This is a genomic window from Clostridium sp. ATCC BAA-442, assembly GCF_964239415.1.
Lineage (GTDB): Bacteria > Bacillota > Clostridia > Oscillospirales > Oscillospiraceae > Flavonifractor > Flavonifractor plautii.
Genome location: NZ_CAXSQB010000010.1, coordinates 68311 through 89652 on the forward strand (window position 1 = coordinate 68311; position 21342 = coordinate 89652).

Annotated in this window: 25 protein-coding genes; 16 read left to right on the plus strand and 9 right to left on the minus strand. The window is 64.3% G+C overall.

Going from position 1 to position 21342, the window contains the following annotated elements; translation table 11 throughout:
* Positions 1 to 65: 65 nt before the first annotated feature.
* The 4 genes from ACESY8_RS06500 to gltX form a co-directional block, all read right to left on the minus strand.
* Complete coding sequence (locus ACESY8_RS06500; protein WP_054338560.1) at positions 66 to 1247, minus strand: iron-containing alcohol dehydrogenase; 1182 nt, start codon at positions 1245 to 1247, stop codon at positions 66 to 68.
* A 131-nt stretch (positions 1248 to 1378) separates the two neighbouring features.
* The gene (locus ACESY8_RS06505; protein WP_204681626.1) at positions 1379 to 2737 is read right to left on the minus strand and encodes a PepSY1/2 domain-containing protein; all 1359 of its coding nucleotides are present in this window, start codon (positions 2735 to 2737) and stop codon (positions 1379 to 1381) included.
* 66 nt (positions 2738 to 2803) lie between these two features.
* Entirely contained in the window at positions 2804 to 3367 is a 564-nt protein-coding gene (locus ACESY8_RS06510) for a CD3072 family TudS-related putative desulfidase (protein ID WP_434307984.1), read from the minus strand.
* Between the two features lie 12 nt (positions 3368 to 3379).
* Positions 3380 to 4864, minus strand: a complete 1485-nt coding sequence (gltX, locus tag ACESY8_RS06515) for a glutamate--tRNA ligase (RefSeq protein ID WP_434307985.1) — start codon at positions 4862 to 4864, stop codon at positions 3380 to 3382.
* A gap of 147 nt (positions 4865 to 5011) precedes the next feature.
* Here gltX and trpS point away from each other — a divergent pair, with 147 nt between their 5' ends.
* Genes trpS through ACESY8_RS06535 form a run of 4 tightly spaced genes read left to right on the plus strand, consistent with a single transcriptional unit; the run spans position 5012 to position 9073 of the window.
* Positions 5012 to 6013 carry a tryptophan--tRNA ligase gene (gene trpS / locus ACESY8_RS06520; protein WP_044939896.1) on the plus strand — a complete coding sequence of 334 codons (1002 nt, stop codon included), beginning with the start codon at positions 5012 to 5014 and terminating at the stop codon, positions 6011 to 6013.
* Between the two features lie 19 nt (positions 6014 to 6032).
* Positions 6033 to 7127: an MraY family glycosyltransferase gene (locus ACESY8_RS06525; RefSeq protein ID WP_007488266.1), complete on the plus strand. Its 1095-nt coding sequence runs from the start codon at positions 6033 to 6035 to the stop codon at positions 7125 to 7127.
* Positions 7124 to 8272 (plus strand): non-hydrolyzing UDP-N-acetylglucosamine 2-epimerase, encoded by a 1149-nt coding sequence (gene wecB / locus ACESY8_RS06530; RefSeq protein WP_054338561.1) that lies wholly within the window; start codon positions 7124 to 7126, stop codon positions 8270 to 8272. The genes ACESY8_RS06525 and wecB overlap by 4 nt, the downstream gene beginning before the upstream one ends.
* A 30-nt stretch (positions 8273 to 8302) precedes the next feature.
* Positions 8303 to 9073, plus strand: a complete 771-nt coding sequence (locus tag ACESY8_RS06535) for an immunoglobulin domain-containing protein (RefSeq protein ID WP_054338562.1) — start codon at positions 8303 to 8305, stop codon at positions 9071 to 9073.
* A gap of 83 nt (positions 9074 to 9156) precedes the next feature.
* Here the strand turns inward: ACESY8_RS06535 and ACESY8_RS06540 are convergent, their stop codons facing one another.
* From ACESY8_RS06540 to ACESY8_RS06550, 3 genes are read right to left on the minus strand one after another with little or no spacing between them, the layout of a single operon-like run.
* Complete coding sequence (locus ACESY8_RS06540) at positions 9157 to 9450, minus strand: hypothetical protein (RefSeq protein WP_434307986.1); 294 nt, start codon at positions 9448 to 9450, stop codon at positions 9157 to 9159.
* The gene (locus ACESY8_RS06545) at positions 9443 to 9913 is read right to left on the minus strand and encodes a hypothetical protein (RefSeq protein WP_054338563.1); all 471 of its coding nucleotides are present in this window, start codon (positions 9911 to 9913) and stop codon (positions 9443 to 9445) included. Before ACESY8_RS06545 ends, ACESY8_RS06540 begins: the two co-directional genes overlap by 8 nt.
* A 27-nt stretch (positions 9914 to 9940) precedes the next feature.
* A complete protein-coding gene (locus ACESY8_RS06550; RefSeq protein ID WP_009256735.1) occupies positions 9941 to 10219 on the minus strand; it encodes a hypothetical protein in 279 nt (92 codons plus the stop codon).
* Positions 10220 to 10293: 74 nt separating this feature from the next.
* Between ACESY8_RS06550 and ACESY8_RS06555 the strand changes: the two genes are divergently transcribed.
* The 3 genes from ACESY8_RS06555 to ACESY8_RS06565 are packed head-to-tail and all read left to right on the plus strand — an operon-like array spanning position 10294 to position 12935.
* Entirely contained in the window at positions 10294 to 10761 is a 468-nt protein-coding gene (locus ACESY8_RS06555) for a metallophosphoesterase family protein (RefSeq protein WP_110503314.1), read from the plus strand.
* Between the two features lie 17 nt (positions 10762 to 10778).
* Positions 10779 to 11552, plus strand: a complete 774-nt coding sequence (locus ACESY8_RS06560) for a type III pantothenate kinase (RefSeq protein WP_054338564.1) — start codon at positions 10779 to 10781, stop codon at positions 11550 to 11552.
* Between the two features lie 21 nt (positions 11553 to 11573).
* Entirely contained in the window at positions 11574 to 12935 is a 1362-nt protein-coding gene (locus tag ACESY8_RS06565; RefSeq protein ID WP_007488279.1) for an MATE family efflux transporter, read from the plus strand.
* 61 nt (positions 12936 to 12996) lie between these two features.
* Here the strand turns inward: ACESY8_RS06565 and nth are convergent, their stop codons facing one another.
* Positions 12997 to 13635, minus strand: a complete 639-nt coding sequence (gene nth / locus ACESY8_RS06570; RefSeq protein WP_007488280.1) for an endonuclease III — start codon at positions 13633 to 13635, stop codon at positions 12997 to 12999.
* A gap of 136 nt (positions 13636 to 13771) precedes the next feature.
* Between nth and glyA the strand changes: the two genes are divergently transcribed.
* The 4 genes from glyA (at position 13772) to ACESY8_RS06590 (ending at position 17058) form a co-directional block, all read left to right on the plus strand.
* Positions 13772 to 15013 carry a serine hydroxymethyltransferase gene (gene glyA / locus ACESY8_RS06575; protein WP_024723067.1) on the plus strand — a complete coding sequence of 414 codons (1242 nt, stop codon included), beginning with the start codon at positions 13772 to 13774 and terminating at the stop codon, positions 15011 to 15013.
* A gap of 146 nt (positions 15014 to 15159) precedes the next feature.
* Positions 15160 to 15516, plus strand: coding sequence for a DUF3796 domain-containing protein (locus ACESY8_RS06580; RefSeq protein WP_138307050.1), 357 nt, complete (start codon positions 15160 to 15162; stop codon positions 15514 to 15516).
* The gene (locus ACESY8_RS06585; RefSeq protein ID WP_009256741.1) at positions 15513 to 15716 is read left to right on the plus strand and encodes a helix-turn-helix transcriptional regulator; all 204 of its coding nucleotides are present in this window, start codon (positions 15513 to 15515) and stop codon (positions 15714 to 15716) included. The genes ACESY8_RS06580 and ACESY8_RS06585 overlap by 4 nt, the downstream gene beginning before the upstream one ends.
* 70 nt (positions 15717 to 15786) lie before the next feature.
* A complete protein-coding gene (locus tag ACESY8_RS06590) occupies positions 15787 to 17058 on the plus strand; it encodes a replication-associated recombination protein A (protein WP_009256742.1) in 1272 nt (423 codons plus the stop codon).
* A 33-nt stretch (positions 17059 to 17091) separates the two neighbouring features.
* Here the strand turns inward: ACESY8_RS06590 and ACESY8_RS06595 are convergent, their stop codons facing one another.
* Complete coding sequence (locus ACESY8_RS06595) at positions 17092 to 17934, minus strand: S1 RNA-binding domain-containing protein (protein WP_407066225.1); 843 nt, start codon at positions 17932 to 17934, stop codon at positions 17092 to 17094.
* A 210-nt stretch (positions 17935 to 18144) separates the two neighbouring features.
* Between ACESY8_RS06595 and ACESY8_RS06600 the strand changes: the two genes are divergently transcribed.
* The 5 genes from ACESY8_RS06600 (at position 18145) to sigE (ending at position 21300) form a co-directional block, all read left to right on the plus strand.
* A complete protein-coding gene (locus ACESY8_RS06600; RefSeq protein WP_007488287.1) occupies positions 18145 to 18339 on the plus strand; it encodes a DUF951 domain-containing protein in 195 nt (64 codons plus the stop codon).
* Entirely contained in the window at positions 18336 to 19208 is an 873-nt protein-coding gene (locus ACESY8_RS06605) for a radical SAM protein (RefSeq protein ID WP_087359513.1), read from the plus strand. Before ACESY8_RS06600 ends, ACESY8_RS06605 begins: the two co-directional genes overlap by 4 nt.
* Before the next feature lie 21 nt (positions 19209 to 19229).
* Positions 19230 to 19571: a DsrE family protein gene (locus ACESY8_RS06610; protein WP_498794669.1), complete on the plus strand. Its 342-nt coding sequence runs from the start codon at positions 19230 to 19232 to the stop codon at positions 19569 to 19571.
* 125 nt (positions 19572 to 19696) lie between these two features.
* A complete protein-coding gene (locus ACESY8_RS06615) occupies positions 19697 to 20554 on the plus strand; it encodes a sigma-E processing peptidase SpoIIGA (RefSeq protein ID WP_498794670.1) in 858 nt (285 codons plus the stop codon).
* Positions 20555 to 20577: 23 nt separating this feature from the next.
* A complete protein-coding gene (sigE, locus tag ACESY8_RS06620) occupies positions 20578 to 21300 on the plus strand; it encodes an RNA polymerase sporulation sigma factor SigE (RefSeq protein ID WP_009256747.1) in 723 nt (240 codons plus the stop codon).
* The last annotated feature ends 42 nt before the right edge of the window (positions 21301 to 21342 follow it).

The following is a 21342-nucleotide window of genomic DNA, read 5'->3' on the forward strand; positions in this document are numbered from 1 at the left end:
CCCCCCCCCCCCCCCCCCCATCCGGCTTATGATGTAGAAATGGAGGAAGGAAGTAGAAATCAGAATCAGAAGTCGACCTCAGTGCCGTAGTAGATGCAGGTAAACAGCTTGGCCATGGTGGCGGGATCGATGGGGCGGGGGTTGGAGCCGGTGCAGGCGTCGCCCACCGCGTTGGCGGCGATGGCATCCAGCTTCTCCTTGAACTCGTCTTCAATAATGCCGAAGTCCTTCAGGGTGTTGGGGATGCCCATAGCGTCGTTCATGGAGCGGATCTTGGCGCGCAGGCCCTCCACCAGCTCGGCGGTGGTGTCGCCCACGACGCCCATGGTGCGGGCGATGTCGGCATAGCGCTCGGCCACGCCGTCGGCTTTGGCGTTGTAGGCGATGACGTAGGGCAGGTACATGGCGTTGGCCAGGCCGTGGGTGATGTGGCCGGTGGAGAAGGCCGCGCCGGTCTTGTGGGCCATGGAGTGGACAATGCCCAGCAGGGCGTTGGAGAAGGCCATGCCGGCCAGGCACTGGCCGTAGTGCATCTCCTCGCGGCAGCTCATGTCGCCGTTAAAGGAGCGGAGCAGATCCTTCTCCACAATGTGGATGGCCTTGAGGGCCAGGGGATCGGTGAACACGGTGTGCAGGGTGGACACATAGGCCTCGATGGCGTGGGTCAGGGCGTCCATGCCGGTGTGGGCCACCAGCTTGGGGGGCATGGTCTCGGCCAGGGCCGGGTCGATGATGGCCACGTCGGGGGTGATGTTGAAGTCGGCCAGAGGATACTTGATGCCCTTCTGGTAGTCGGTGATGACGGAGAAGGCGGTGACCTCGGTGGCGGTGCCGGAGGTGGAGGGAATGGCGCAGAACTTGGCCTTCTGGCGCAGCTCGGGGAAGCTGAAGGGGGTGATCAGATCCTCGAAGGTGGTCTCGGGGTACTCATAGAAGGCCCACATGGCCTTGGCCGCGTCGATGGGGGAGCCGCCGCCCATGGAGATGATCCAGTCGGGCTCAAATTCCCGCATGACGGCCGCGCCGCTCATTACGGTCTCCACGGAGGGATCCGGCTCCACGTTCTCAATCAGACGGGTCTCGATGCCGGCCTCCTTCAGATAGCCCAGGGCCTTGTCCACAAAGCCGAACTTCTTCATGGAGCCGCCGCCCAGCACCAGCACTGCACGGGAGCCCTTCAGATTCTTCAGATTTTCCAGCGCATTGGCGCCATAATAGATATCTCTGGGAAGCGTAAAACGGGACATAACAGGTACCTCCGTGTATACGTGAATTTTAAATCGTTAAAAGTTTAACGATTTACCGGAACCTATTATGGCACATTGTTAATTCCCTGTCAATCGGTTTTGCAGAAACTGTACGTTCCAAACTTCGCGTTTCAGATTACCAGCGTCCCATTCTCGTCCTCCTGGAGCAGCAGAATGCGCTCCTGGCGGCCATCGGCGGCATCCACGTAGACCAGCACGTGGCCGCCGGAGGCGTTCTGGCACTTGAATTCGTGGCACAGCACCTCGTACTCGCCGCCGGTGGGGATCAGGGCGAGCTGGTGGGCCAGAACGGTGAGGGAGCCGTCCACCTGGGCGGCCGCCTCCGCCTCGGAGACGGCGGGGGCGGGGAGGGTACGGTCCCCGTGGTTCATGAGGTAGCCCTCCGACTCAAAGCTCACCACATCCCCGGTGTCCAGCGCCACACCCACCTTGACCAGATCGGGGTAGCAGTACACGCCGTCCTGGCGGGAGGCAAAGTGGACAGTGAGTATGCCGCCCTGCCGGATGGAGTAGCTGGGGTCCATATCCTGGTAGCCCCGCTCGGACAGAAACTCCGCAGCCTTCTGCCGCCCCTCTTGGGCGGAGAGGGACGCCTCGCCCACCGGCCGGGAGGAGAGTACCTGGAGCACCTGGCCGCCCTGCCGGGTGACCTCTACATAGAGCTCGCCGCCATTCACCAGGGCGGAGAAGCCCCAGGTGGGGAGCTGTCCCTCGCCCTGGGCGCTGAGGGTGAAGATGTCCTCCCGCAGCCCCAGAAAGGCCGCCGCGGCCCTGCGGGCCTCCGCCTCGGAGACCTGGGGCAGCCCCTCCAGCATCTTGGGAGTGCGGCACGACAGGTGGTCGGAAAAGGGGCCGTCGTAGATCAGGGCGGGCACCTCGGGGAAGTCGGCCTCCACCGTCTGGAAGGCCGAGCCGGCGGGGAGTTCACCCGACTCCGTGGCGTTGGACAGCCGTGCCTGAACGGTCTCCACGTCCTCCGGCCGGATGGTGCCCGCGTCCAGCTCCGCCAGCAGGCTCTGGAGGGCGCCGGACAGGGTGGAGGCGGCCCCCGCCAGGCCGCGCAGGGTCTCCCGGTGCGCCTCAGTGCACGCCGTCTCGCCGTAGGCGTCCCGGGCCAGGGCCATGGCGTAGTCACCGGTTTTGGCCAGGAAGGCGGCGGTCTGCTCCAGCTCTACGTTGCCGTAGGGCAGCTCGCCCAGAGCCGACTGAGCGGCCAGCGCCTTGCTGTAGGCCTGGGCGCACAGTGCGGAGAACAGCTCGGGACTGGTGGCGTAGGTCACCTTTCGGAGGGCGACATCCAGCTCGCCCGCCGCCGTGGCCAGCTCGGTGAAGGCGTGCTGATAGGTGTTGTCCAGCATGCGCCGGTACTGTGCCGCCCGGGCGTGGCCCTGCACTGCAAACCCGGCGGTCACCGCGAAGGCCCCCGCCAGAAAGCTGGCGGCCAGCACCTGTTTTCTCCGTTTCTCCATGACAAAACGCCCCCTTTTACGGCTAGGTTGCGTAAAAGGGGGCGTTTTATGTGCGGTAAATATAAGCTAAAGAAGGGGGCGAAGCCGCGCAAAAAGGTTGAGCAGATCATCGGAGGCCTTCACGCCCAGAAGAGGAATTTCCAAGCCGGCCGCCCGAATCCGATCTTCCAGCGCGCCGAGGAAAAGGCCACGGCCGGGCATCTCTTGATTGTGGTCGGACGTGGCTTCCACTCCGCAGTTGGGGGAGCGGTTTGCGCCCAGAAACGCAACGATGCGAAACCCGTATCTGTGGTACTCCAGCACCTGATGTATGACAGATTCAACTAGGTCCTCCAGCATCCGGCTGGGGGTGGGCGCCTGCATGGCGGCACGAATACGGGTGTTTTCTTCTGTGACCGGGGACTGCGCGCCCTGCCTGTTTCCACGGTCCAGCCCAAGGCAGCAGAGCTCCGGGCAGGGAAGCTGAACGATTCCCACCTGATGTTCCAGAAAGAACTGCACCAGCTCCCGGAAAGCAGCCGGATATACGGCGGTTCCGTCGGAGATGGCGTTTTGGTTCAGCAGGCAGTGGGCCAGAAACACCACTTTTCTACTGCGGCCGTCGGCAAACATCTGCATGATTCTCACCATTTACGGCTGGGCTCAGCCGCCCAGCTTGTCCAGCCCAAGACGGAGGCGGCGCAGGCACTCGTCCTTCCCCAGAATGTGGCAGATCTCCACCGCGCCGCCGGGGGTAACCGCCTTGCCCGCCGCGGCAATGCGCACCGGCCACATGAGGGTGGCGTTTTTGACCTCCAAAGACTCGGCCAGGCCGATCAGAGCGTCACGAATCCCGTCCACGGTCCAGTCGGCCAGCCCCTCCAGGGCGGGAAGGGCGGCCTCCAGCATCCGCCGGGACACCTCCGGATTGGTCTTGGACTTCTTGTTGGTGAACAGCCCCGCGTCGTAGCCGGGCAGGGCGTCAAAAAAGTCCAGCTTCTCTGGGATGTCGGTGAGACGCTCGCACCGGGCCTGGAGCAGCCCGGCGATCTCCTCCGTGGAGAGGGCGGGATTCTGCACCGCCTGGCGGATGTAGGGCAGGGCGGCCGCATGGAAGGCCTGGGGGCTCATCTCCCGCAGGTAGTGGGCGTTGAAGTAGGTCAGCTTTTCGATGTCGAAGATGGCGGGGGACTTGGAGATGCCGCCGATGTCGAAAATCTCCGCCAGCTCGGCCAGGGTAAAGAACTCCCGCTCGGCGTACTCGCCTCTGGGAGACCAGCCCAGCAGGGTGACGTAGTTGACCACCGCCTCGGACAGATAGCCCATGGCGATGAGATCCTCGTAGGAGGGGTCGCCCTTGCGCTTGCTCATCTTGTTGTGGGCGTCCCGCATGACGGGGGAGCAGTGGATATAGGTGGGCACGTCCCAGCCGAAGCCCTGGTACAGCAGATTGTACTTGGGGGCGGAGGACAGGTACTCGGAACCCCGCACCACGTGGGTGATGCCCATCAGGTGATCGTCGATGACGTTGGCAAAGTTGTAGGTGGGCAGGCCGTCCCGCTTGATGAGCACCTGGTCGTCCAGGGTGGAGTTCTCTACGGTAATGTCCCCGAATACGGCGTCGGAGAAGACGGTGGAGCCCCCGGCGGGGATCTTCTGGCGGATGACGTAGGGGGCGCCGGCGGCCACCTTGGCCCTGGCCTCCTCCAGGCTCATGTCCCGGCAGGGGTCGGCCGCCCGGTCAAAGTTGCCGGAGTCCTCCTCAGACTCGGTCTTTTCGCAGAAGCAGTAATAAGCGTGGCCCTTCTCCACCAGCAGCTCGGCGTACTTGCCGTACAGCGCCCGGCGCTCGGTCTGGATGTAGGGTCCCACCGGGCCGCCGATGTCGGGGCCCTCGTCCCAGGTCAGGCCGCACTTGCGCAGGGTGGCGTAGATGACCTCGGTGGCGCCCTCCACCAGGCGGCCCTGGTCGGTATCCTCAATGCGGAGGATGAACTTGCCGCCGCTGTGGCGGGCGATGAGCCAGGTGTAGAGGGCGGTGCGGAGGTTGCCCACGTGCATGTAGCCCGTGGGGGAGGGGGCGAAGCGGGTGCGGACGCCATCCTTGGGGATGCGGGCTTCCATCTCCTCAAACCAGTTCAGATCCATTGAAAAGACTCCTTTTTTAAACTTCATCACATTATTCTATATTTTTCGCCTAAGGATTGTCAAGGCCATTTGGATATGATATGATAAACCAATATGGGGCATTGTACCCAATGAGCCAAAAATCACTCGTAAGAGGTGTGTTTTAGAATGGAAAACCAGAAAAAAGTCATGCTCTCCGGCATCCAGCCCAGCGGCGAGCTCCACCTGGGCAACTACCTGGGAGCCATCAAGAACTGGGGCGCCCGGGCGGACGAGTTCGACTGCTTCTACTTTATGGCCGATATGCATACCATCACCGTGCGCCAGACCCCGGCGGAGCTCCGCCGCCGCACTCTGGAGCAGGTGGCCCAGTACATCGCCTGCGGTCTGGACCCGGAGCGCAACACAATTTTTGTCCAGTCCCACGTGCACCAGCACGCGGAGCTGGCCTGGGTGCTGGAGTGCTACACCATGTTCGGCGAGCTGTCCCGCATGACCCAGTTCAAGGACAAATCCGCCAAGCACGCCGACAACATCAACGCCGGCCTGTTTACCTACCCCTGCCTGATGGCGGCGGACATCCTGCTCTACCAGCCGGACTTTGTGCCGGTGGGGGAGGATCAGAAGCAGCACGTGGAGCTGACCCGCAACGTGGCCCAGCGCTTCAACCACGTGTACGGCGACGTGCTCAAGGTGCCCGAGCCCTACATCCCCAAGATGGGCGCGCGGGTGATGAGCCTGAACCAGCCGGACACCAAGATGAGCAAATCCATACCCGAGGGCTGCGTGTTCCTGATGGATAAGCCGGAGGACATCCTGCGCAAGTTCAAGCGGGCCATCACCGACAGCGACACTGAGCGCTGCGTCCGCTTCGACCGGGAGAACAAGCCGGGCGTGTCCAACCTGATGAGCATTTATTCCGCCGTCACCGGCAGGAGCTTCGAGGCCATTGAGGCGGAGTTCGACGGCAAGGGCTACGGCGCGTTCAAGCCCGTGGTGGGCGAGGCCGTGGTGGAGATGCTCCGGCCCATCCAGGAGGAGACCCGCCGCCTGCTCTCCGACAAGGCCTATCTGGAGAGCGTCTACCGCGCCGGCGCGGAGAAGGCGTCCTACGTGGCGGAAAAGACCCTGCGCAAGGTCTACAAAAAGGTGGGCTTCCTGGCCCGGTAAAGATAAGGAGCAAATTCCCATGCCAAGAAATCTGGATCTTCCCCTCATCGGCATCGTGGCCGCCGCCCTGGTGGTGGCCCTGGTGGTGGCCCTGGTGGCCACTCCGGTGGTAAAAAACCTGGCCATTCGGGTCAAGGCGGTGGATGTACCCAAGGACGGCCGCCGCATGCACGACCACCCCATCCCCCGCATGGGCGGACTGGCCATCTTCCTGGGCTTCCTGCTCAGCGTCCTGCTCTTTCTGGACTTGAACGCCCAAATGCGGGGGATGCTGCTGGGGGCGGTCATCATCGTCGTGCTGGGCATCTTTGATGATATCTACTCGCTGCGGGCCATGTTCAAGTTTGTGGTGCAGATCATCGCCGCCCTGGTGGCGGTGCTCTCGGGCAACGTGATCGAGACGCTGTCCAACCCCAACGTGTTTTCCGCGGATCCCTACTGGAATCTGGGGATTCTGGCGGTGCCCGCCACGGTCATCTGGATCGTGGCCATCACCAACGCCGTCAACCTGATTGATGGCCTGGACGGCCTGGCCTGCGGCGTATCCACCATCAGCTCCATGACCCTGCTGGTGATCGCCCTGGTGGTCAGCGAGGGCAACGTGGCCATTCTCATGGCCGCCCTGGCGGGCGGGTGTATCGGCTTTCTGCCCTACAACATGAATCCCGCCAAGATCTTTATGGGGGACACGGGCTCCACCTTCCTGGGCTATATTCTGGCGGTGGTGTCCATTCAGGGCCTGTTCAAGTTCTATACCATTATCTCCTTTGCGGTGCCCTTCCTCATGCTGGGCCTGCCCATCTTCGACACCTGCTTCGCCTTCATCCGCCGCATTGCCCACGGACAGAGCCCCATGCACGCCGACCGCAGCCACGTGCACCACCGGCTTATCGACATGGGCTTCAACCAAAAGCAGGCGGTGGCGGTGCTGTATGTCATCAGCGCCATCCTGGGCCTGTCCGCCGTGGTGCTCACCACCAGCGGGCCGGTGAAGGCCATGCTGCTCCTGCTGGCCCTGTGCTTTGCCGGGGCGATCTCCGCCCGGATTTTCCTGGGCGCAAACGGAAAGAAAAACGACGGTGAGAAGCCGGACGAGAAGGGGGAAGAGAAATGAGGCAGGTGCGCGTCATGACCATCTTCGGCACCCGGCCGGAGGCCATCAAGATGGCTCCCCTGGTGGCGGAGCTCCAGCGCCGTCCGGGCCTGGAGCCGGTCTGCTGTGTGACGGCCCAGCACCGGGAGATGCTCGATTCCGTGCTGGAGATCTTCCAGCTCCGGCCCGATTACGATCTGAACATCATGGAGCCCCGCCAGACCCTCTCCACCATCACCTCCAAGTGCCTGCTGGGCATGGAGGGGGTGCTGGAGCAGGCCAGACCCGACCTGGTGCTGGTCCACGGGGACACCTCCACAACCTTCGCCGGGGCGCTGGCCGCCTTTTACCACCAGATCAGGGTGGGCCATGTGGAGGCGGGGCTGCGCACGGGTGACAAGTATTCTCCCTTTCCGGAGGAGATGAACCGCAAGCTGGTGGGCGATATCGCCGACCTGCATTTCTGCCCCACCCGGGCGAACCGGGCAAACCTGGAGCGGGAGGGGATCACCGACGGGGTGTTTGTCACGGGCAATACCGTGATCGACGCCCTCAAGACCACGGTTGTGAAGGATTATCACTTCACAACGGATCTTCTCAACCATCTGGACTACACCGGCCGAAAGATCATCCTCGTGACCTGCCACCGGCGGGAGAACTACGGCCAGCCCATGGCCAACATCATGGCGGCTCTGCGCCGGGTGGCGGACGCCTTCCCGGAGGTGGAGCTGGTCTACCCGGTTCACCTGTCCCCGGTGGTGCGGGAGGCGGCGGGGAAGTACCTCGGCGGCCACGACCGTATCCACCTCATTGATCCGCTCTCCGCCGATGAGATGCACAACCTGATGGCCCGGGCCTATCTGGTCATGACCGACTCGGGCGGACTGCAGGAGGAGGCCCCCGCCCTGGGGCGGCCGGTGCTTGTCCTGCGGCGGGAGACCGAGCGGCCCGAGGCGGTGGAGGCGGGGACCGTGAAGATCGCGGGGACGGAGGAGAACGTCATCTTCTCCATGGCCTCCGAGCTGCTCACCGCTCCGGCGGCCTACGCCGCCATGGCCCACGCCGTCAATCCCTACGGCGACGGCTTCGCCTGCCGCCGGATCGCCGATGCCATTGAGTGGAAATTCGGCCTGCGGGCCGACCGGCCGGAGGAATTCCAGGCATAACGCGGTCCGAGCGGAGAGGAGGGAACAGGCGTGGAGCGCAGAAAGCGGAATCTGCTGGTGGTACTCATCGGCATCGTCATCGTGGTGGCCATGGTGTCCAGCTTTGGACTGGGCCTCTTTGCGCCGGACACGGCGAAGATCGTGCTGCCCACGCCGGAGGTCTCCCAGCAGCCGGGGGGAGAGCCCGGTGTGCAGAGCGGTCTGGTGCTGGTGGACGTGACGACGGAGACGGTGCAGAGCGTCATCCGGGATACCCTCTCCCGCCCGGACCGCTACACTCGCGCGGTCACGATCGAGGACTTCTGGGGCGAGGGAGAGAGCGGAACCACCCATGCGGACGTGTGGGTAGACGGCGGCTGGACCCAGACGGAGGCAGCCCTGCCAGGCGGGACGGTACGTTACTCCATCGTGGGCGACGGGCAGTTCTGGCTGTGGTATGGAGGCGACCGCACGGCCCTTTCCGGTCCGGCGGACGGGCACTCGGCGGATCTGGAGGGCCAGCGCATCCCCACCTATGAGGACGTACTGGAGCTGGAGCAGGATGCCATTGCCGCCGCCGGATATGAGGAGAAGGGCGGCCTGGCCTGCATTTATGTGGAGACAGGCGAGGACGCGCTGGGCTATGTGGAGAAGTACTGGGTCTCCGTGGACAGCGGCTTGTTGGTGTGCGCCGAGCAGTGGAAAGGGGAGGAGCTGACCTATCGGATGACCTCCTACGCGGTGTCGACGGACCGTACCCTCTTCGGACTCACGGAGTTTGCGCTGCCGGACGGCACAGTGCTGCATACGGTAGAGGAATAACGGGCCGTCGACACCGCGTAGGAGGTCATCCGATAGGTCAGCTCCTCCCCTTTCCACTGCACGGCGCGGGGGCCGGCCGCCCGTTATTCCAGCCCCAGCAGCAGGAGCAGCCCCAGGGTGATGACCAGTTCCATGTCGTCCCCCTCCAGAAAGAGGAACAGGAGGATGAGCAGGAGCAGGACATCGCCGGTGTCGAGGCCGTCCAGCTTGAGGCCCCGAAGCAGCTTGCTCAGTCCTGAGGCGGGCTTGGCGGATTCCGGCGCCTCGGCGTCCGGCTCCGGCGGGGGCGCGTCGGGAGGGACGGTCTGGGTGGGAGGGGCATCCTCCTCCACGACCCGGGTGTAGGAGGCGCCATTGGGTATGTAGCGGTTATACATCGTCCTTCCCCTCCTCTCGGCGGCTCTGGAAGAGCTGGAAGGCCACCCGGATGACCCGGGCCAGCTTGGCGATCTGAACGGCCTTGTCAACCTTTGCATACCGCTCCGGCTTGACAAAAGGCTTGAGAGCATTGAGCAGGGCCACCTTGCGGTCGTCAGTGGCGGAGTACTCGGAAAAGAGGCGCAGACCGGCCTGGAGAAGCTGGGGATCCAGCTCGGACAGGGCGGAAAGCGGGTTGCTGTCTCCGCCGCCGCCCAGCATGCCCAGCAGGGCGGACCAGTCGGTGGCGCCGGCCTGCCCGGCCGCCTCTCCCGCGGGCCCGGCCTCCGCCGGTTCTGCGGCGGGGGGCGGGGCGGATTCTCCCGTGTGCTCCCCAGTCAGCGCCTGCGCGAGGGAAGCGATCTGGCCCATGGCCTGGGGATCGCTGAGGATCGCGTTGAGTTTCTCCTCGAATTCGGCCATGTCTCCCGCCCCCTCCCGCCGAAATGCCTACTTCTTCTCCTTGGGCACCGCCTGGCTGATGTTTTGTACCAGCCGGGCCCCCTCGCTGCTCTGCATGACCTGCCGCACCATGCCCAGCAGGGCGCCGGTGTCCCCCTTGGCGGCGGCGGTCTTGAGGCCGTCCCCCGCGTTCTGACTGAGCAACTCCATCAGGCGCTGGGTGTCCGGGGACTGCATCAGGCTCTGGAGCAGGGCCTTGTTCTTCAGCAGGCCGGCGGCCTTGGGGTCCTTCATGAGTTCGTCCAGATTGGACCGGGGATTTGCCATACCATCAGCTCCATCTCAATTATTTATAAGACCGATCACTCCATTCTATGAGTGACTTTTCAGAAGGTGATACCTTGAAGCTGGTACTTTTTTCCGACTCCCACGGCAACGTGGCCAACATGGCCGACGTGGTGCGCCTGGAGCACCCGGACCGCGTCCTCCATATGGGGGATCTGGCCCGGGATGCGGAGGAGCTGGCCCGTCAGTTTCCCGATATTCCTGTGACCTATGTGCCGGGCAACTGTGACGGCCGCCGGCCGGATCTGCCGGACGAGCGGTGCTTTACCCTGGAGGGGTGTAAAATCCTGATGACCCACGGCCACACCTACCACGTGAAGATGGGGCCCGGGGCGGCCATCCGCGCGGCCCGAGAGGCGGGGGCGGGACTTCTGTGCTTCGGCCACACGCACGAGGCCCTCTGCGAGTTCCAGAACGGCCTGTGGATCGTCAACCCCGGCGCCGCCGGGAGCCTGGTTCAGCCCACCTACGCCGTGGCTGTCCTGGAGGAGGGCGGCGCGGTGTGCTATCTGTCGCATATCTGAGAAGGGAGAGGAGCAGTATGCTGCTGGTCATTGATGTAGGCAATACCAATATGGAGTTCGGCGTCTACCGGGGGGAGGCGCTGGTGGGGAGTTTCCGTCTGATGACGGACGCCAACCGAACCTCCGACGAGTTGGGGCTCTGGCTGTGCCAGTACTTCCAGCGCTTCGGCCTGGAGCTGGGGCAGGTGGAGGATGTGGTGATCGGCTCGGTGGCCCCCCAGGTGATGCATACCCTGAGCCGGGCGGTGCAGAAGTATGTGGGCAAGACCCCGCTGGTGCTGGACGAGGCGCTGGACCCCGGCCTGCCCTACGTGGAGTGCGACAGCGACGAGCGCCTGGGCCCCGACCGGGCGGCGGCGGACATCGCGGCCATCGCCAAATACGGCGCGCCGCTGGTGGTGCTGGACTTCGGAACGGCCACCACCCTGGACGCGGTGAGCCGGGAGGGGGTGTACCTGGGCGGCTGCATCACCGCCGGGGTGCAGGTGTCTATCGACGGCCTGTTCCAGAAGACCGCCCTGCTGCCCCGGGTGGAGCTGGTGAAGCCGGACACAGTGCTGAGCACCACCGCCGTGGGGCAGATCCAGGCTGGGGCGGTGCTGGGCTACATCGGGGCCATCGAGTACCTCATCCGCCACGCCAAGGAGGAGATCGGCCAGCCGGACACCAAGGTGGTGGCCACGGGCGGCCTGTCCCGGCTGGTGGCGGACAACACAGAGCTGATCGACGTGGTGGATCCCCAACTGGTGCTGGACGGCCTGCGCATCATCTATGAGCGGGCGAGGAGATAAAACGGATGGGGAGGAGAGGCAATGAGTGAGATCAAGCGGAACGGGCACGGAGCCATGGACATGACTCAGGGGTCGCCGACCCGGCTGATCGTCTTGTTCTCCCTGCCCCTGCTGGCGGGAAATGTGCTCCAGCAGCTCTACAACATGGTGGATTCGGTGGTGGTGGGCAACTATGTGGGCTCCTCCGCCCTCACCGCCGTGGGCGCGGGCTTCTCTATCATGTTCCTGATATCCTCCCTCTTCCTCGGATTCTCCATGGGCGCGACCATCATGATCGCCCAGTATGTGGGCGCCGGGGACCAAGGGGCGGTGGGGCGCACGGTGGACACCATCTACAGCGCCCTGCTGGTGATCATTGTGCCCCTGACCCTGCTGGGCGTGCTGGCCAGCGGGCCGCTGCTCACCCTGATCCGGGTGCCGCAGGAGGCCTATGAGCAGGCGCGGACCTACTGCATGGTGGTGCTGGGCGGCATCATCGGTACTCTGGGCTACAACATGAACAGCGGCATCATGCGCGGCCTGGGGGATAGCCGGACGCCCCTGATCTTCCTGTTCATCGCCTGTGTCATCAATATTGTGCTGGATCTGGTGTTTGTGCTGGTGTTCTCCTGGGGCGTGTTCGGCGTGGCCCTGGCCACCATTCTGGCCCAGATCTGCTCCTGGGTGTTCGGCATCTTCTACATCAACCGAAAGTACCCCTTCCTCCATATCCGCCTGTTCCGGATGCGGCTGGACCGGCGCCTGCTGGGGCAGGTGATCCGTCTGGGCATACCCTCCGCGATACAGGAGTGCCAGTTCGCGGTGGGCATACTCATCATGCAGGCGCTGATCAACGGCTTCGGCAACGATTTTGCGGCCGGCTTCACCGCCGCCAACAAGATCGACACCTTCGCCTTCATGCCCATCGAGTCCTTTTCCATCGCCGCCACCACCTATGTGGGACAGAACATGGGGGCGGGGAGGCTGGACCGGGTACAGACCGGGACCCGCCGGGCCCTGGTGCTGGGCACTCTGGTATGCCTGGCCATGTCGGCGGTGGTGCTGCCCCTGCGGCGGCCCCTGCTGATGCTCTTCAACCGGGAGCCCGGCGTGGTGGCCGCCGGGGAGGCATACCTGCTCCGGGCCCTCTCCCTGATGTTCATTCTGGCCATGATGTTTATCATGAACGGCGTCCTCCGCGGCGCAGGCGCCACGACAGTGCCCATGGTAGCCTCCATCATCTCCCTCTGGGCGGCCCGCATCCCTGTGGCCTATGCGCTGGCCTATTTCTTCGGCCCGGAGGAGATCTATTGGGCCTATCCCATCGGCTGGGCCCTGGGCCTGCTGATCTGCGTGGTGTCCTATTGCCGTGGAAGGTGGAAGGACAAGTGCATTGTGAGCTAGGCGCCGCAGGAATAGCACAGAGGCCCCGCCGGTCTGTCCGGCGGGCCCTCTCCTGCTGGAGTCAGGACTTTGTGTAGAAATCGCACCAGGGGCGCAGGGTACAGTTGGGGCAGTCGGGCTTGCGGGCCATACACACCGCCCGGCCGTGGAGCACCATCCGGTGGCAGAAGTCGTTGGACTCCTCCGGCGGCAGGGTGGGCCGGAGCTGCTCCTCCACCTTGGCCGGGTCCTTGGTGCCGTCGGTGAGGCCCAGTCGGCCGGTAATGCGTATGCAGTGGGTGTCCGCCACCACTACGCCGGGGGTGTGGTACACGTCGCCCAAAATCAGGTTGGCGGTCTTGCGGCCCACACCGGGCAGCTTGAGCAGCTCCTCCATGGTGTCGGGCACCCGGCCGCCGTACTGCTCCACCAGCATGCGGGAGGCGGCTACAATGTCCCGGGCCTTGGCCCGGAAGAAGCCGGTGGAATGGATATAGGTTTCCACCTCGGCGGGGTCGGCCTGGGCCAGAGACTCCAGGGTGGGAAAGCGGGCAAAGAGGGCGGGAGTGACCATGTTGACCCGCTCATCGGTACATTGGGCGGCCAGACGCACGGAAAAGAGCAGCTCGTAGGGCTTGGGGTACTGGAGCGAACAGAGCCCTTCGGGGTATAGCTTCTTCAGCTCCTCTACGATAGCCAGGACGTCCTCATGGTTTTTCATCGAATCACCTCTTAGACAATATAGCATAGAATCCGCCAAAAAACGAGAGCCTTTTTTCAAATAGGGCGATTGTAATTTAAAGTGGGATTCTGTATAATAAACGGTACAGTCAAATTTGAGAAAGGTGGAGTCGGATTTGGTCAAGGATATCATGGAGTTTCTTGCCGGACAAGACCCCGAGGTAGGGGCGGCGGTTCAGGCAGAGTACGACCGCCAGCGGCGCAACATCGAGCTGATCGCGTCGGAGAACTTCGTCAGCCCGGCGGTGCTGGCCGCGGCGGCCACGGTGCTCACCAACAAGTACGCGGAGGGCTATCCCGGCAAACGCTATTACGGCGGCTGCCAGTGCGTGGACGTGGTGGAGGATATCGCACGCAAACGGGCCTGCCAGCTCTTTGGGGCCGACCACGCCAATGTGCAGCCCCACTGCGGCGCCAACGCCAACTATGCGGTGTACGCCGCCCTGTGTGAGCACGGCGACACGGTGCTCGGCATGGATCTGGCCAACGGAGGCCACCTGACCCACGGCTCACCGGTCAACTTCTCGGGAAAAAACTATAATATCGTGGCTTATGGCGTCAACGACCAGGGCTACATCGACTACGACCAGGTGCGCGATCTGGCCAAAAAGCACAGGCCCCGCATGCTCCTGGCCGGCGCCTCCGCCTATCCCCGCACCATCGACTTCAAGACCTTTGCCGATATCGCCCACGAGGTGGGAGCCTATCTGTTTGTGGATATGGCCCATATCGCTGGCCTGGTGGCTGTGGGGCTCCACCCCTCCCCGGTGCCTTATGCCGACGTAGTGACCACCACTACCCACAAGACCCTCCGCGGCCCCCGGGGCGGCATGATCCTCTGCAAGGAGGCGCTGGCCAAGAAAATCGACTCCGCCATTTTCCCGGGCAGCCAGGGTGGTCCCCTGGAGCACATCATCGCCGCCAAGGCCGTGGCCCTGGGGGAGGCGATGAAGCCGGAGTTCAAAGCCTACCAGGAGCAGATTCTCAAAAACGCCGCCGCCCTGGCGAAGGCCCTCATGGCCGAGGGCTTCGATCTGGTCAGCGGCGGCACCGACAACCACCTGATGCTGGTGGATCTCCGCCCTGCCCGCCTCACCGGTAAGGAGATGGAGAGGCGGCTGGACGAGGTGAACATCACCGTCAACAAGAACGCCATCCCCAACGATCCGGAGAAGCCCTTCGTCACCAGTGGTATCCGGGTGGGTACGCCCGCCGCCACTACCCGCGGCTTCAAGGAGGCGGACATGGAGGTCATCGCTTCTATCATGTGGCGCACCGCCACCGATTTTGAGGGCAGACAGGACGAGCTGCGGGCCCAGGTGGCCCAGCTCACCGGAAAATATCCCCTGTACGAATAAGCAAAATGGAGTACGCATGAGCAGAGACGGCGGCCTGTCGAAAAATGGCTTCGGCAGGCCGCCGTTTTTCTCTTGACAAACGCCTTTAATGTGGTATATTTATAATATAAAGAGCGAAATACACCACATAAAAGGAGTGCATCTGGATGGGTATCAAACGATGGTACGGGCTGATCGGCCTGCTGTCCCTGTTGGGGTTTGTAGGGGTGTTCACCGGGGAGAGATATTTCCTGGGCTTTTTTGCCTTCGCGGTGGACTTTCAGTATTTTTTTGCCCGGGCTGATGAGATGCAGGAGGGCCAGATTCTCCGCTCGGCCGCACGGGGCTTTTTCGCGGGCATGGGAGTGACGGCAGTGGGGACGCTGCTGCTCCTGGCCCTTGGCGGAGGGACGACGGAGGCGCTGTACCTCAGCAGCGGGCTGGGCTGGGGGGTGGGAGTGGCGGTATACGCCCTCTCCAGCTTCCTGTGCGGCTGCCGGGAATGGTGGAACGCGCGGGCATGATTACCAATCGCATCAAGGAGTACCGGGCCCGCTTCGACCTGAAGCAGGAGGAGCTGGCCAGGCGGGTGGGAGTACGCCGGGAGACCATCGGCAACCTGGAGAAGGGGCGCTATAATCCCTCGCTGGTGCTGGCCTGGAACATTGCCAAGGTATTCGGCGTACCGATTGAGGAGATCTTTACCGTGGAGGGGGATGAATAGTATCCGCCGCTCTTTACGGGGGCTCGAACATGTGTTAGAATAGGGGCGACCAAACGAGGAGGGATGCCCAATGTCATACCGGCCCCTGGCCGACGAGATCCGCCCCCAGAGCCTGGACGAGGTGGTGGGGCAGCGCCATATTTTGGGGGAGAACGGCCTGCTGCGCCGCATCATCGAGAGCGGACACATCCCCAACCTGGTCTTTTATGGCCCCTCCGGTACCGGCAAAACCACGGTGGCCAACATCATCGCCAGGCGCACCAACCGGCCCCTCCACCGGCTCAACGCCACCACGGCCTCCATCTCGGATATCAAGGACATCATCAAGGACATCGGCACCATGCTGGCCCCCGATGGGGTGCTGCTCTATCTGGACGAGATTCAGTACTTCAACAAGAAGCAGCAGCAGTCTTTGCTGGAGTTTATGGAGAACGGCAAGATCACCCTGATCGCCTCCACCACGGAGAACCCCTATTTTTACGTGTATAATGCGGTGCTCAGCCGGTCTACCGTGTTTGAATTCAAGCCCATCGAGGCCGTCGACGTGCTGCCCGCCATCGACCGGGGCATCCGGCTCATGGGGGAGCGCCTAGGTGCGGAGGTGGACTGCGAGGATGGCGTGCGGGAGCACATTGCCACCGCCTGCGGGGGCGATGTGCGCAAGTCCATGAACGCGGTGGAGCTGCTGCTCAGCTCCGCCCGGCGGGAGGGGGAGCGGCTGGTGGTCACCCTGGCCGATGCCCAGACGGTGGCGCAGCGCTCCGCCATGCGGTACGACCGGGAGGGAGACGATCACTACGACATCGCCTCTGCCCTCATGAAGTCCATGCGGGGCTCCGACCCCGACGCGGCCCTCCACTATCTGGCCCGCCTGCTGGAGGCGGGGGACATGACCACCGCCATCCGGCGGATTCTCTGCTCCGCCAGCGAGGACGTGGGCATGGCCTACCCCCAGGCGGCCCTGATCGTCAAGGCCTGCGTGGACAACGCTCTCCAGCTCGGGCTGCCGGAGGCCCGCCTCCCTCTGGCCCAGGCGGTGGTACTGCTGGCCACCGCCCCCAAGTCCAACTCGGTCTACGAGGCCATCGCCGCCGCTCAGGCCGATGTGCGGGCGGGCAAGACCGGCGACTACCCCCGCCACCTCCAGAACGTCCACGCCGACTCGGCGGGGATGGAGCGGGAGCAGGGCTACCTCTACCCCCACGACTTTCCGCGCCACTGGGTGCGCCAGCAGTATCTGCCCGACCTGCTGGCGGATAGGTGTTACTACCACTACGGCGACAACAAGAATGAGCAGGCCGCCAGGCGGTACTGGGACGAGATCAAAGGCCCCGAGGCATAAAACAGGAGCGCGGCATAGCCGCGCTCCTGTTTTTCAGGCGAATATGGTCTCCGCGCCCACCTTGACACAGCCCTCGGGGGCGTATTTCCACTTTTCAATTTGTCCCTGGGTGAGAAAATACTCCAGCGGCGCGGGGACGTTCAGCGGGGGCAGGGTGTCGATGGCCAGCAGCTTGATCTTCATCCGCTCAGGCAGGATAGCCTTGATGTAGACGGACACACGGTCCCCCTCCCGCAGGCCGTTTTTCCGCTCCGCCAGGCCGGACAGATTCGGGGTGAGCTCCACAAAGGCCCCATACTCCTTGAGCCCGCGGACGATACCGGGCACCGTCATGCCCGCCTGAAAGCGGGCGGCGTTCTCCGCCCAGGTGCCCAGCAGCTCCCGGTGGGTCAGGTACACCCGCCCCAGCTTGGGGTCCAGCTCCTGTACCACGGCGAAGATGGCCTGCCCCACCCGGAACCGCTGGTCGGGGTGGGGGATGCGGGAGACGGAGATGTTTTCAATCCCGATCAGGGAGGGAACGCCGCAGCCGATGTCCACAAAGGCCCCGAAGGACTCCAGGTGGGTGACCACAGCCGGGAGGATACAGCCGGGATGCAGCCCGGCAAGCATGGCGTCCAGGGCGGCCTGCTGGGCCCGGCGGCGGGAGAGGCGGGGCCGGAGGACGCCCTCAGATTCCTCCAGAGCTGTGATCTGAAAACAGACCGGCTTGCCCACCCGGGAGAGAATGGCGATCTCCCGGGTGGTGCCCTCTGCAATGCCCAGCGCGGCCTCCTCCCGGGGGAGAAAGCCGGTAAACGGCCCTACGGACACCAGCAGGTTGTGGGCCCCGTCGCAGAGCTGGGCAACCCCCTCCAGCACCGTCCCCTCCTCCATGGCCCGGCGGAGGCCGTCGCAGGAGGCGCAGGCGGCCTCGTTTTCCGGTGTATGTAACAGACGCCCCTCGGGCAGGAAGCGGCTCCTCAATGTGACCAAATCCTTTCGTTTCCACAGTCATTTTTTTCCGATAGACTACTATATGCACTTGCCGGGCCTGAATTGACAGGGTATAATAGGCGTTACGAAGGAAACGGGAGGGACGCGGATATGGACATCCATGTGGGCGATGTGCTGGAATTGAAGAAGGAGCACCCCTGCGGCAGCCGGCGGTGGCTGGTGCTGCGGGTGGGAATGGACTTCAAGCTGCGCTGCGAGGGCTGCGGCCACGAGCTGATGCTCCCCCGGAGCAAGGCAGAGAAGAGCATCAAGCGGGTGCTGCGGACGGAGGAGCCCCAGGCATGAGGTACGAGGGGACGGTTTACCGCCCGCCGGGAGAGTGGAAGAGCTATCTGCTCCAGGTGACGGTGGGGTGCTCCCACAACGCCTGCACCTTCTGCGGCATGTATAAGGACAAACGCTACCGGGTGCGCCCGCTGGAGGAGATTTTTGAGGATATTGCCCTGGCCAAGACAGCCTATGGAGACGTGAAGCGGGTGTTCCTCTGCGACGGGGACGCGGTGGCCATGGACACAGGGGAACTGCTGGCCGTCCTGGCCCGGCTGTACCAGACCTTTCCCACCCTCGAGCGGGTCAACGCCTATGCCGGCCCGGGCAGCACCCTGCGCAAGACGGAGGAAGAGCTGGCGGCCCTCCGCCGGGCGGGGCTGGTGCGCCTCTACCTGGGGGTGGAGAGCGGCAGCGACGCGGTGCTGCGGGCGGTGCGCAAGGGGGTGGACGCCGCGGGTATGCTGGAGGCCGGACGGCGCATAGTAGCGGCGGGCTTCGATCTGTGGACCATGGTGCTCATCGGGCTGGCCGGGCAGGGAGAGGCCTCCCGAGCCCACGCCTTGGACACGGCCGCCCTGATCAACGCCATGAGACCCCGTCACCTCTCCGCCCTGACTTACCTCCCAGAGCGGGGAACGGCGCTGGGCGACGCGGCCGCGCGGGGGGAGTTCCGGCTGCTCACCGCCCGGCAGGCCCTGGAGGAGACCCGGCTGCTGCTGGAACGCCTGGAGGTGGAGCCCCTCCATTTCACCAGCGACCACGCCTCCAACTATCTGCCCTTGAAGGGCGGACTGCCCGAGGACAAGGCCCGGCTTTTGTCTCTGCTGGACGGGGCGCTGTCCGGCGGGCAGGCCGTCCGGCCGGAGCTGTGGCGGGGGCTGTGACCCCCGGAAAGGAGCATTGAAATGGACGAGCAGCATCTGCATATTCTGTGGACCAACGCCGATCCGGTGGTCTTTGACAAGATGGTGCTGATGTACGCGGTGAACAGCCTGGTGCGGGGCTGGTGGGAAAAAGTGACGGTGATCCTCTGGGGGGAGACCGCCCGTCTGGCGGCCGCAGATCCTGCGGTGAGGGAGCGCATTGTCCTGTCCATGGAGCAGGGGGTGAAATTCTCGGCCTGTATTACCTGCGCCAAGGAGCTTGGGGTGGAGCAGGCGCTGCGGGACATGGGCCTGGAGGTCATCTCCTGGGGTCCGCCGCTGACCGAGCTGCTCAAGACCCGGGCGCCCCTGCTGACCGTGTGACGGAAAAGAAGCTGATGCGCGCAGCGCGTCAGCTTCTTTTTTTGCCCGTCCCGGATTTGACCTTTTTTGTGGACGTGGCCCTCTATAATGGGAAACGACAGGCCAGAGGACAGGGGGGACGCGGGGTGACGGTGATCTATCTGGATGAGCTGTTCCTGCTCAACTTTGTGGTGGACTATCTCCTGCTGCTGGCCGCCGGACGCCTGTCCGGCGAGATACTCCGCCGGGGCTGGCTGGCTCTGGGGGCGGCCATCGGGGCGGCCTACGCCGCCGCCGCCGTCCTGCCGGGCATGGGCTTTCTCCTCCATCCCCTCTGCAAGCTGGGGGCGGCGGTGCTGGCCCTGCTGGCGGGCTACGGCAAAAGCCGCCGCCTCCTGCGGGTGAGTCTGGTATTCTTTGCCGTGTCCGCAGCTTTCGGGGGCGGCGTGTTCGCCCTCCAGCTCCTGGGCGGGCGGGGGCTCACTCTGCAAAACGGCATCTTTTATTCCGCCATGGATCTGCGCCTTATCCTCCTGTCGGCGGCGGGGTGCTATGTGCTCATCACCCTGCTGTTCCAACGCACCGCCCGGCACAGCGGCCTGCGCCGGGAGCTGGTGCCTGCGGTGCTCACCCTGGAGGGGCGGCGGGTGGCCCTTACCGCCCTGGTGGATACGGGCAACACCCTCACAGACCCTGCCACCGGACGTCCGGGGATGGTGGCGGAGGGGGAGAAGGTGGGGGCTCTCTTTCCCGACGGGCAGGCGCCGGCTCCCGAGGAGCTGCGCCGCCCGGTGGAGGCCCTGGAGCGGCTGGGCCGTCAGGGCTGGCAGGGGCGGTGCCGCCTGCTACCCTACCAGGCGGTGGGGGTGGAGTGCGGCATGCTGCTGGCCCTGCGCCTGGACGGGGCGCGGGTGGGGACGGAGGACTACGGCAAGCTGCTGCTGGCCCTGTCCCCCACCCGCCTCACCGACGGGGGCGGCTATCACGCGCTGATTGGTACATAAACAGACGATGTGGGAGGATGGCTATGAACGGTTGGAGACTGCGCCTGTTTGTGGGCGTGGAGCGGCTGTTGGCCCGGCTGGGGCTCAAGCTGCCGGGGAAGATCATGTATATCGGGGGGAGCGACACCCTGCCGCCGCCTCTGTCCAGGGACGAGGAGGCGGAGCTGATCGCCCGTCTGGACGGTGGGGACGAGGGTGTGAAGTCCCAGCTCATTGAGCGGAACCTGCGGCTGGTGGTCTACATCGCCCGCCGCTTTGAAAATACCGGCGTGGGCATTGAGGATCTGATTTCCATCGGCACCATCGGCCTCATCAAGGCCATCAATACCTATCAGCCCGCAAAAAACATCAAGCTGGCCACCTACGCCTCCCGGTGCATCGAGAACGAGATACTGATGCATCTGCGCAAGACGGCCAACCTGAAGAGCGAGGTCTCCTTCGACGAGCCCCTGAACACCGACTGGGACGGCAACGAGCTGCTCCTCTCCGACATCCTGGGGACGGAGAGCGATCTGGTGATGAAGCCCATCGAGGCGGACGTGGACCGCCAGCTCCTCTCCGACGCGCTGGAGAAGCTGGAGGACCGGGAGCGGGAGATCATCACCCTGCGCTTCGGCCTGGACGGCCGCCCGGAGCGCACCCAGAAGGAGGTGGCCGACCGGCTGGGTATCTCCCAGTCCTACATCTCGCGCCTGGAAAAGCGCATCATCAGCCGGCTCAAGCGGGAGATTCTGCGGATGCTGTAGGGGCGGTCACTCCGCCTTCGACCGCCCGGCTCGCCGGGCGGC

What these genes read in the sequence shown, in the direction of transcription:
- ACESY8_RS06585 (WP_009256741.1), top strand. Translation starts at nt 15,513, where the DNA reads ATGATTACCAATCGCATCAAGGAGTACCGGGCCCGCTTCGACCTGAAG.
- nth (WP_007488280.1), bottom strand. Translation starts at nt 13,635, where the DNA reads ATGAAAAACCATGAGGACGTCCTGGCTATCGTAGAGGAGCTGAAGAAG.
- ACESY8_RS06595 (WP_407066225.1), bottom strand. Translation starts at nt 17,934, where the DNA reads ATGGAGGAGGGGACGGTGCTGGAGGGGGTTGCCCAGCTCTGCGACGGG.
- trpS (WP_044939896.1), top strand. Translation starts at nt 5,012, where the DNA reads ATGGAAAACCAGAAAAAAGTCATGCTCTCCGGCATCCAGCCCAGCGGC.
- ACESY8_RS06500 (WP_054338560.1), bottom strand. Translation starts at nt 1,247, where the DNA reads ATGTCCCGTTTTACGCTTCCCAGAGATATCTATTATGGCGCCAATGCG.
- ACESY8_RS06505 (WP_204681626.1), bottom strand. Translation starts at nt 2,737, where the DNA reads ATGGAGAAACGGAGAAAACAGGTGCTGGCCGCCAGCTTTCTGGCGGGG.
- sigE (WP_009256747.1), top strand. Translation starts at nt 20,578, where the DNA reads ATGAACGGTTGGAGACTGCGCCTGTTTGTGGGCGTGGAGCGGCTGTTG.
- ACESY8_RS06600 (WP_007488287.1), top strand. Translation starts at nt 18,145, where the DNA reads ATGGACATCCATGTGGGCGATGTGCTGGAATTGAAGAAGGAGCACCCC.
- ACESY8_RS06545 (WP_054338563.1), bottom strand. Translation starts at nt 9,913, where the DNA reads ATGGCCGAATTCGAGGAGAAACTCAACGCGATCCTCAGCGATCCCCAG.
- ACESY8_RS06565 (WP_007488279.1), top strand. Translation starts at nt 11,574, where the DNA reads ATGAGTGAGATCAAGCGGAACGGGCACGGAGCCATGGACATGACTCAG.
- ACESY8_RS06540 (WP_434307986.1), bottom strand. Translation starts at nt 9,450, where the DNA reads ATGTATAACCGCTACATACCCAATGGCGCCTCCTACACCCGGGTCGTG.
- ACESY8_RS06580 (WP_138307050.1), top strand. Translation starts at nt 15,160, where the DNA reads ATGGGTATCAAACGATGGTACGGGCTGATCGGCCTGCTGTCCCTGTTG.
- ACESY8_RS06550 (WP_009256735.1), bottom strand. Translation starts at nt 10,219, where the DNA reads ATGGCAAATCCCCGGTCCAATCTGGACGAACTCATGAAGGACCCCAAG.
- ACESY8_RS06525 (WP_007488266.1), top strand. Translation starts at nt 6,033, where the DNA reads ATGCCAAGAAATCTGGATCTTCCCCTCATCGGCATCGTGGCCGCCGCC.
- ACESY8_RS06510 (WP_434307984.1), bottom strand. Translation starts at nt 3,367, where the DNA reads ATGGTGAGAATCATGCAGATGTTTGCCGACGGCCGCAGTAGAAAAGTG.
- ACESY8_RS06610 (WP_498794669.1), top strand. Translation starts at nt 19,230, where the DNA reads ATGGACGAGCAGCATCTGCATATTCTGTGGACCAACGCCGATCCGGTG.
- gltX (WP_434307985.1), bottom strand. Translation starts at nt 4,864, where the DNA reads ATGGATCTGAACTGGTTTGAGGAGATGGAAGCCCGCATCCCCAAGGAT.
- ACESY8_RS06590 (WP_009256742.1), top strand. Translation starts at nt 15,787, where the DNA reads ATGTCATACCGGCCCCTGGCCGACGAGATCCGCCCCCAGAGCCTGGAC.
- wecB (WP_054338561.1), top strand. Translation starts at nt 7,124, where the DNA reads ATGAGGCAGGTGCGCGTCATGACCATCTTCGGCACCCGGCCGGAGGCC.
- ACESY8_RS06560 (WP_054338564.1), top strand. Translation starts at nt 10,779, where the DNA reads ATGCTGCTGGTCATTGATGTAGGCAATACCAATATGGAGTTCGGCGTC.
- ACESY8_RS06605 (WP_087359513.1), top strand. Translation starts at nt 18,336, where the DNA reads ATGAGGTACGAGGGGACGGTTTACCGCCCGCCGGGAGAGTGGAAGAGC.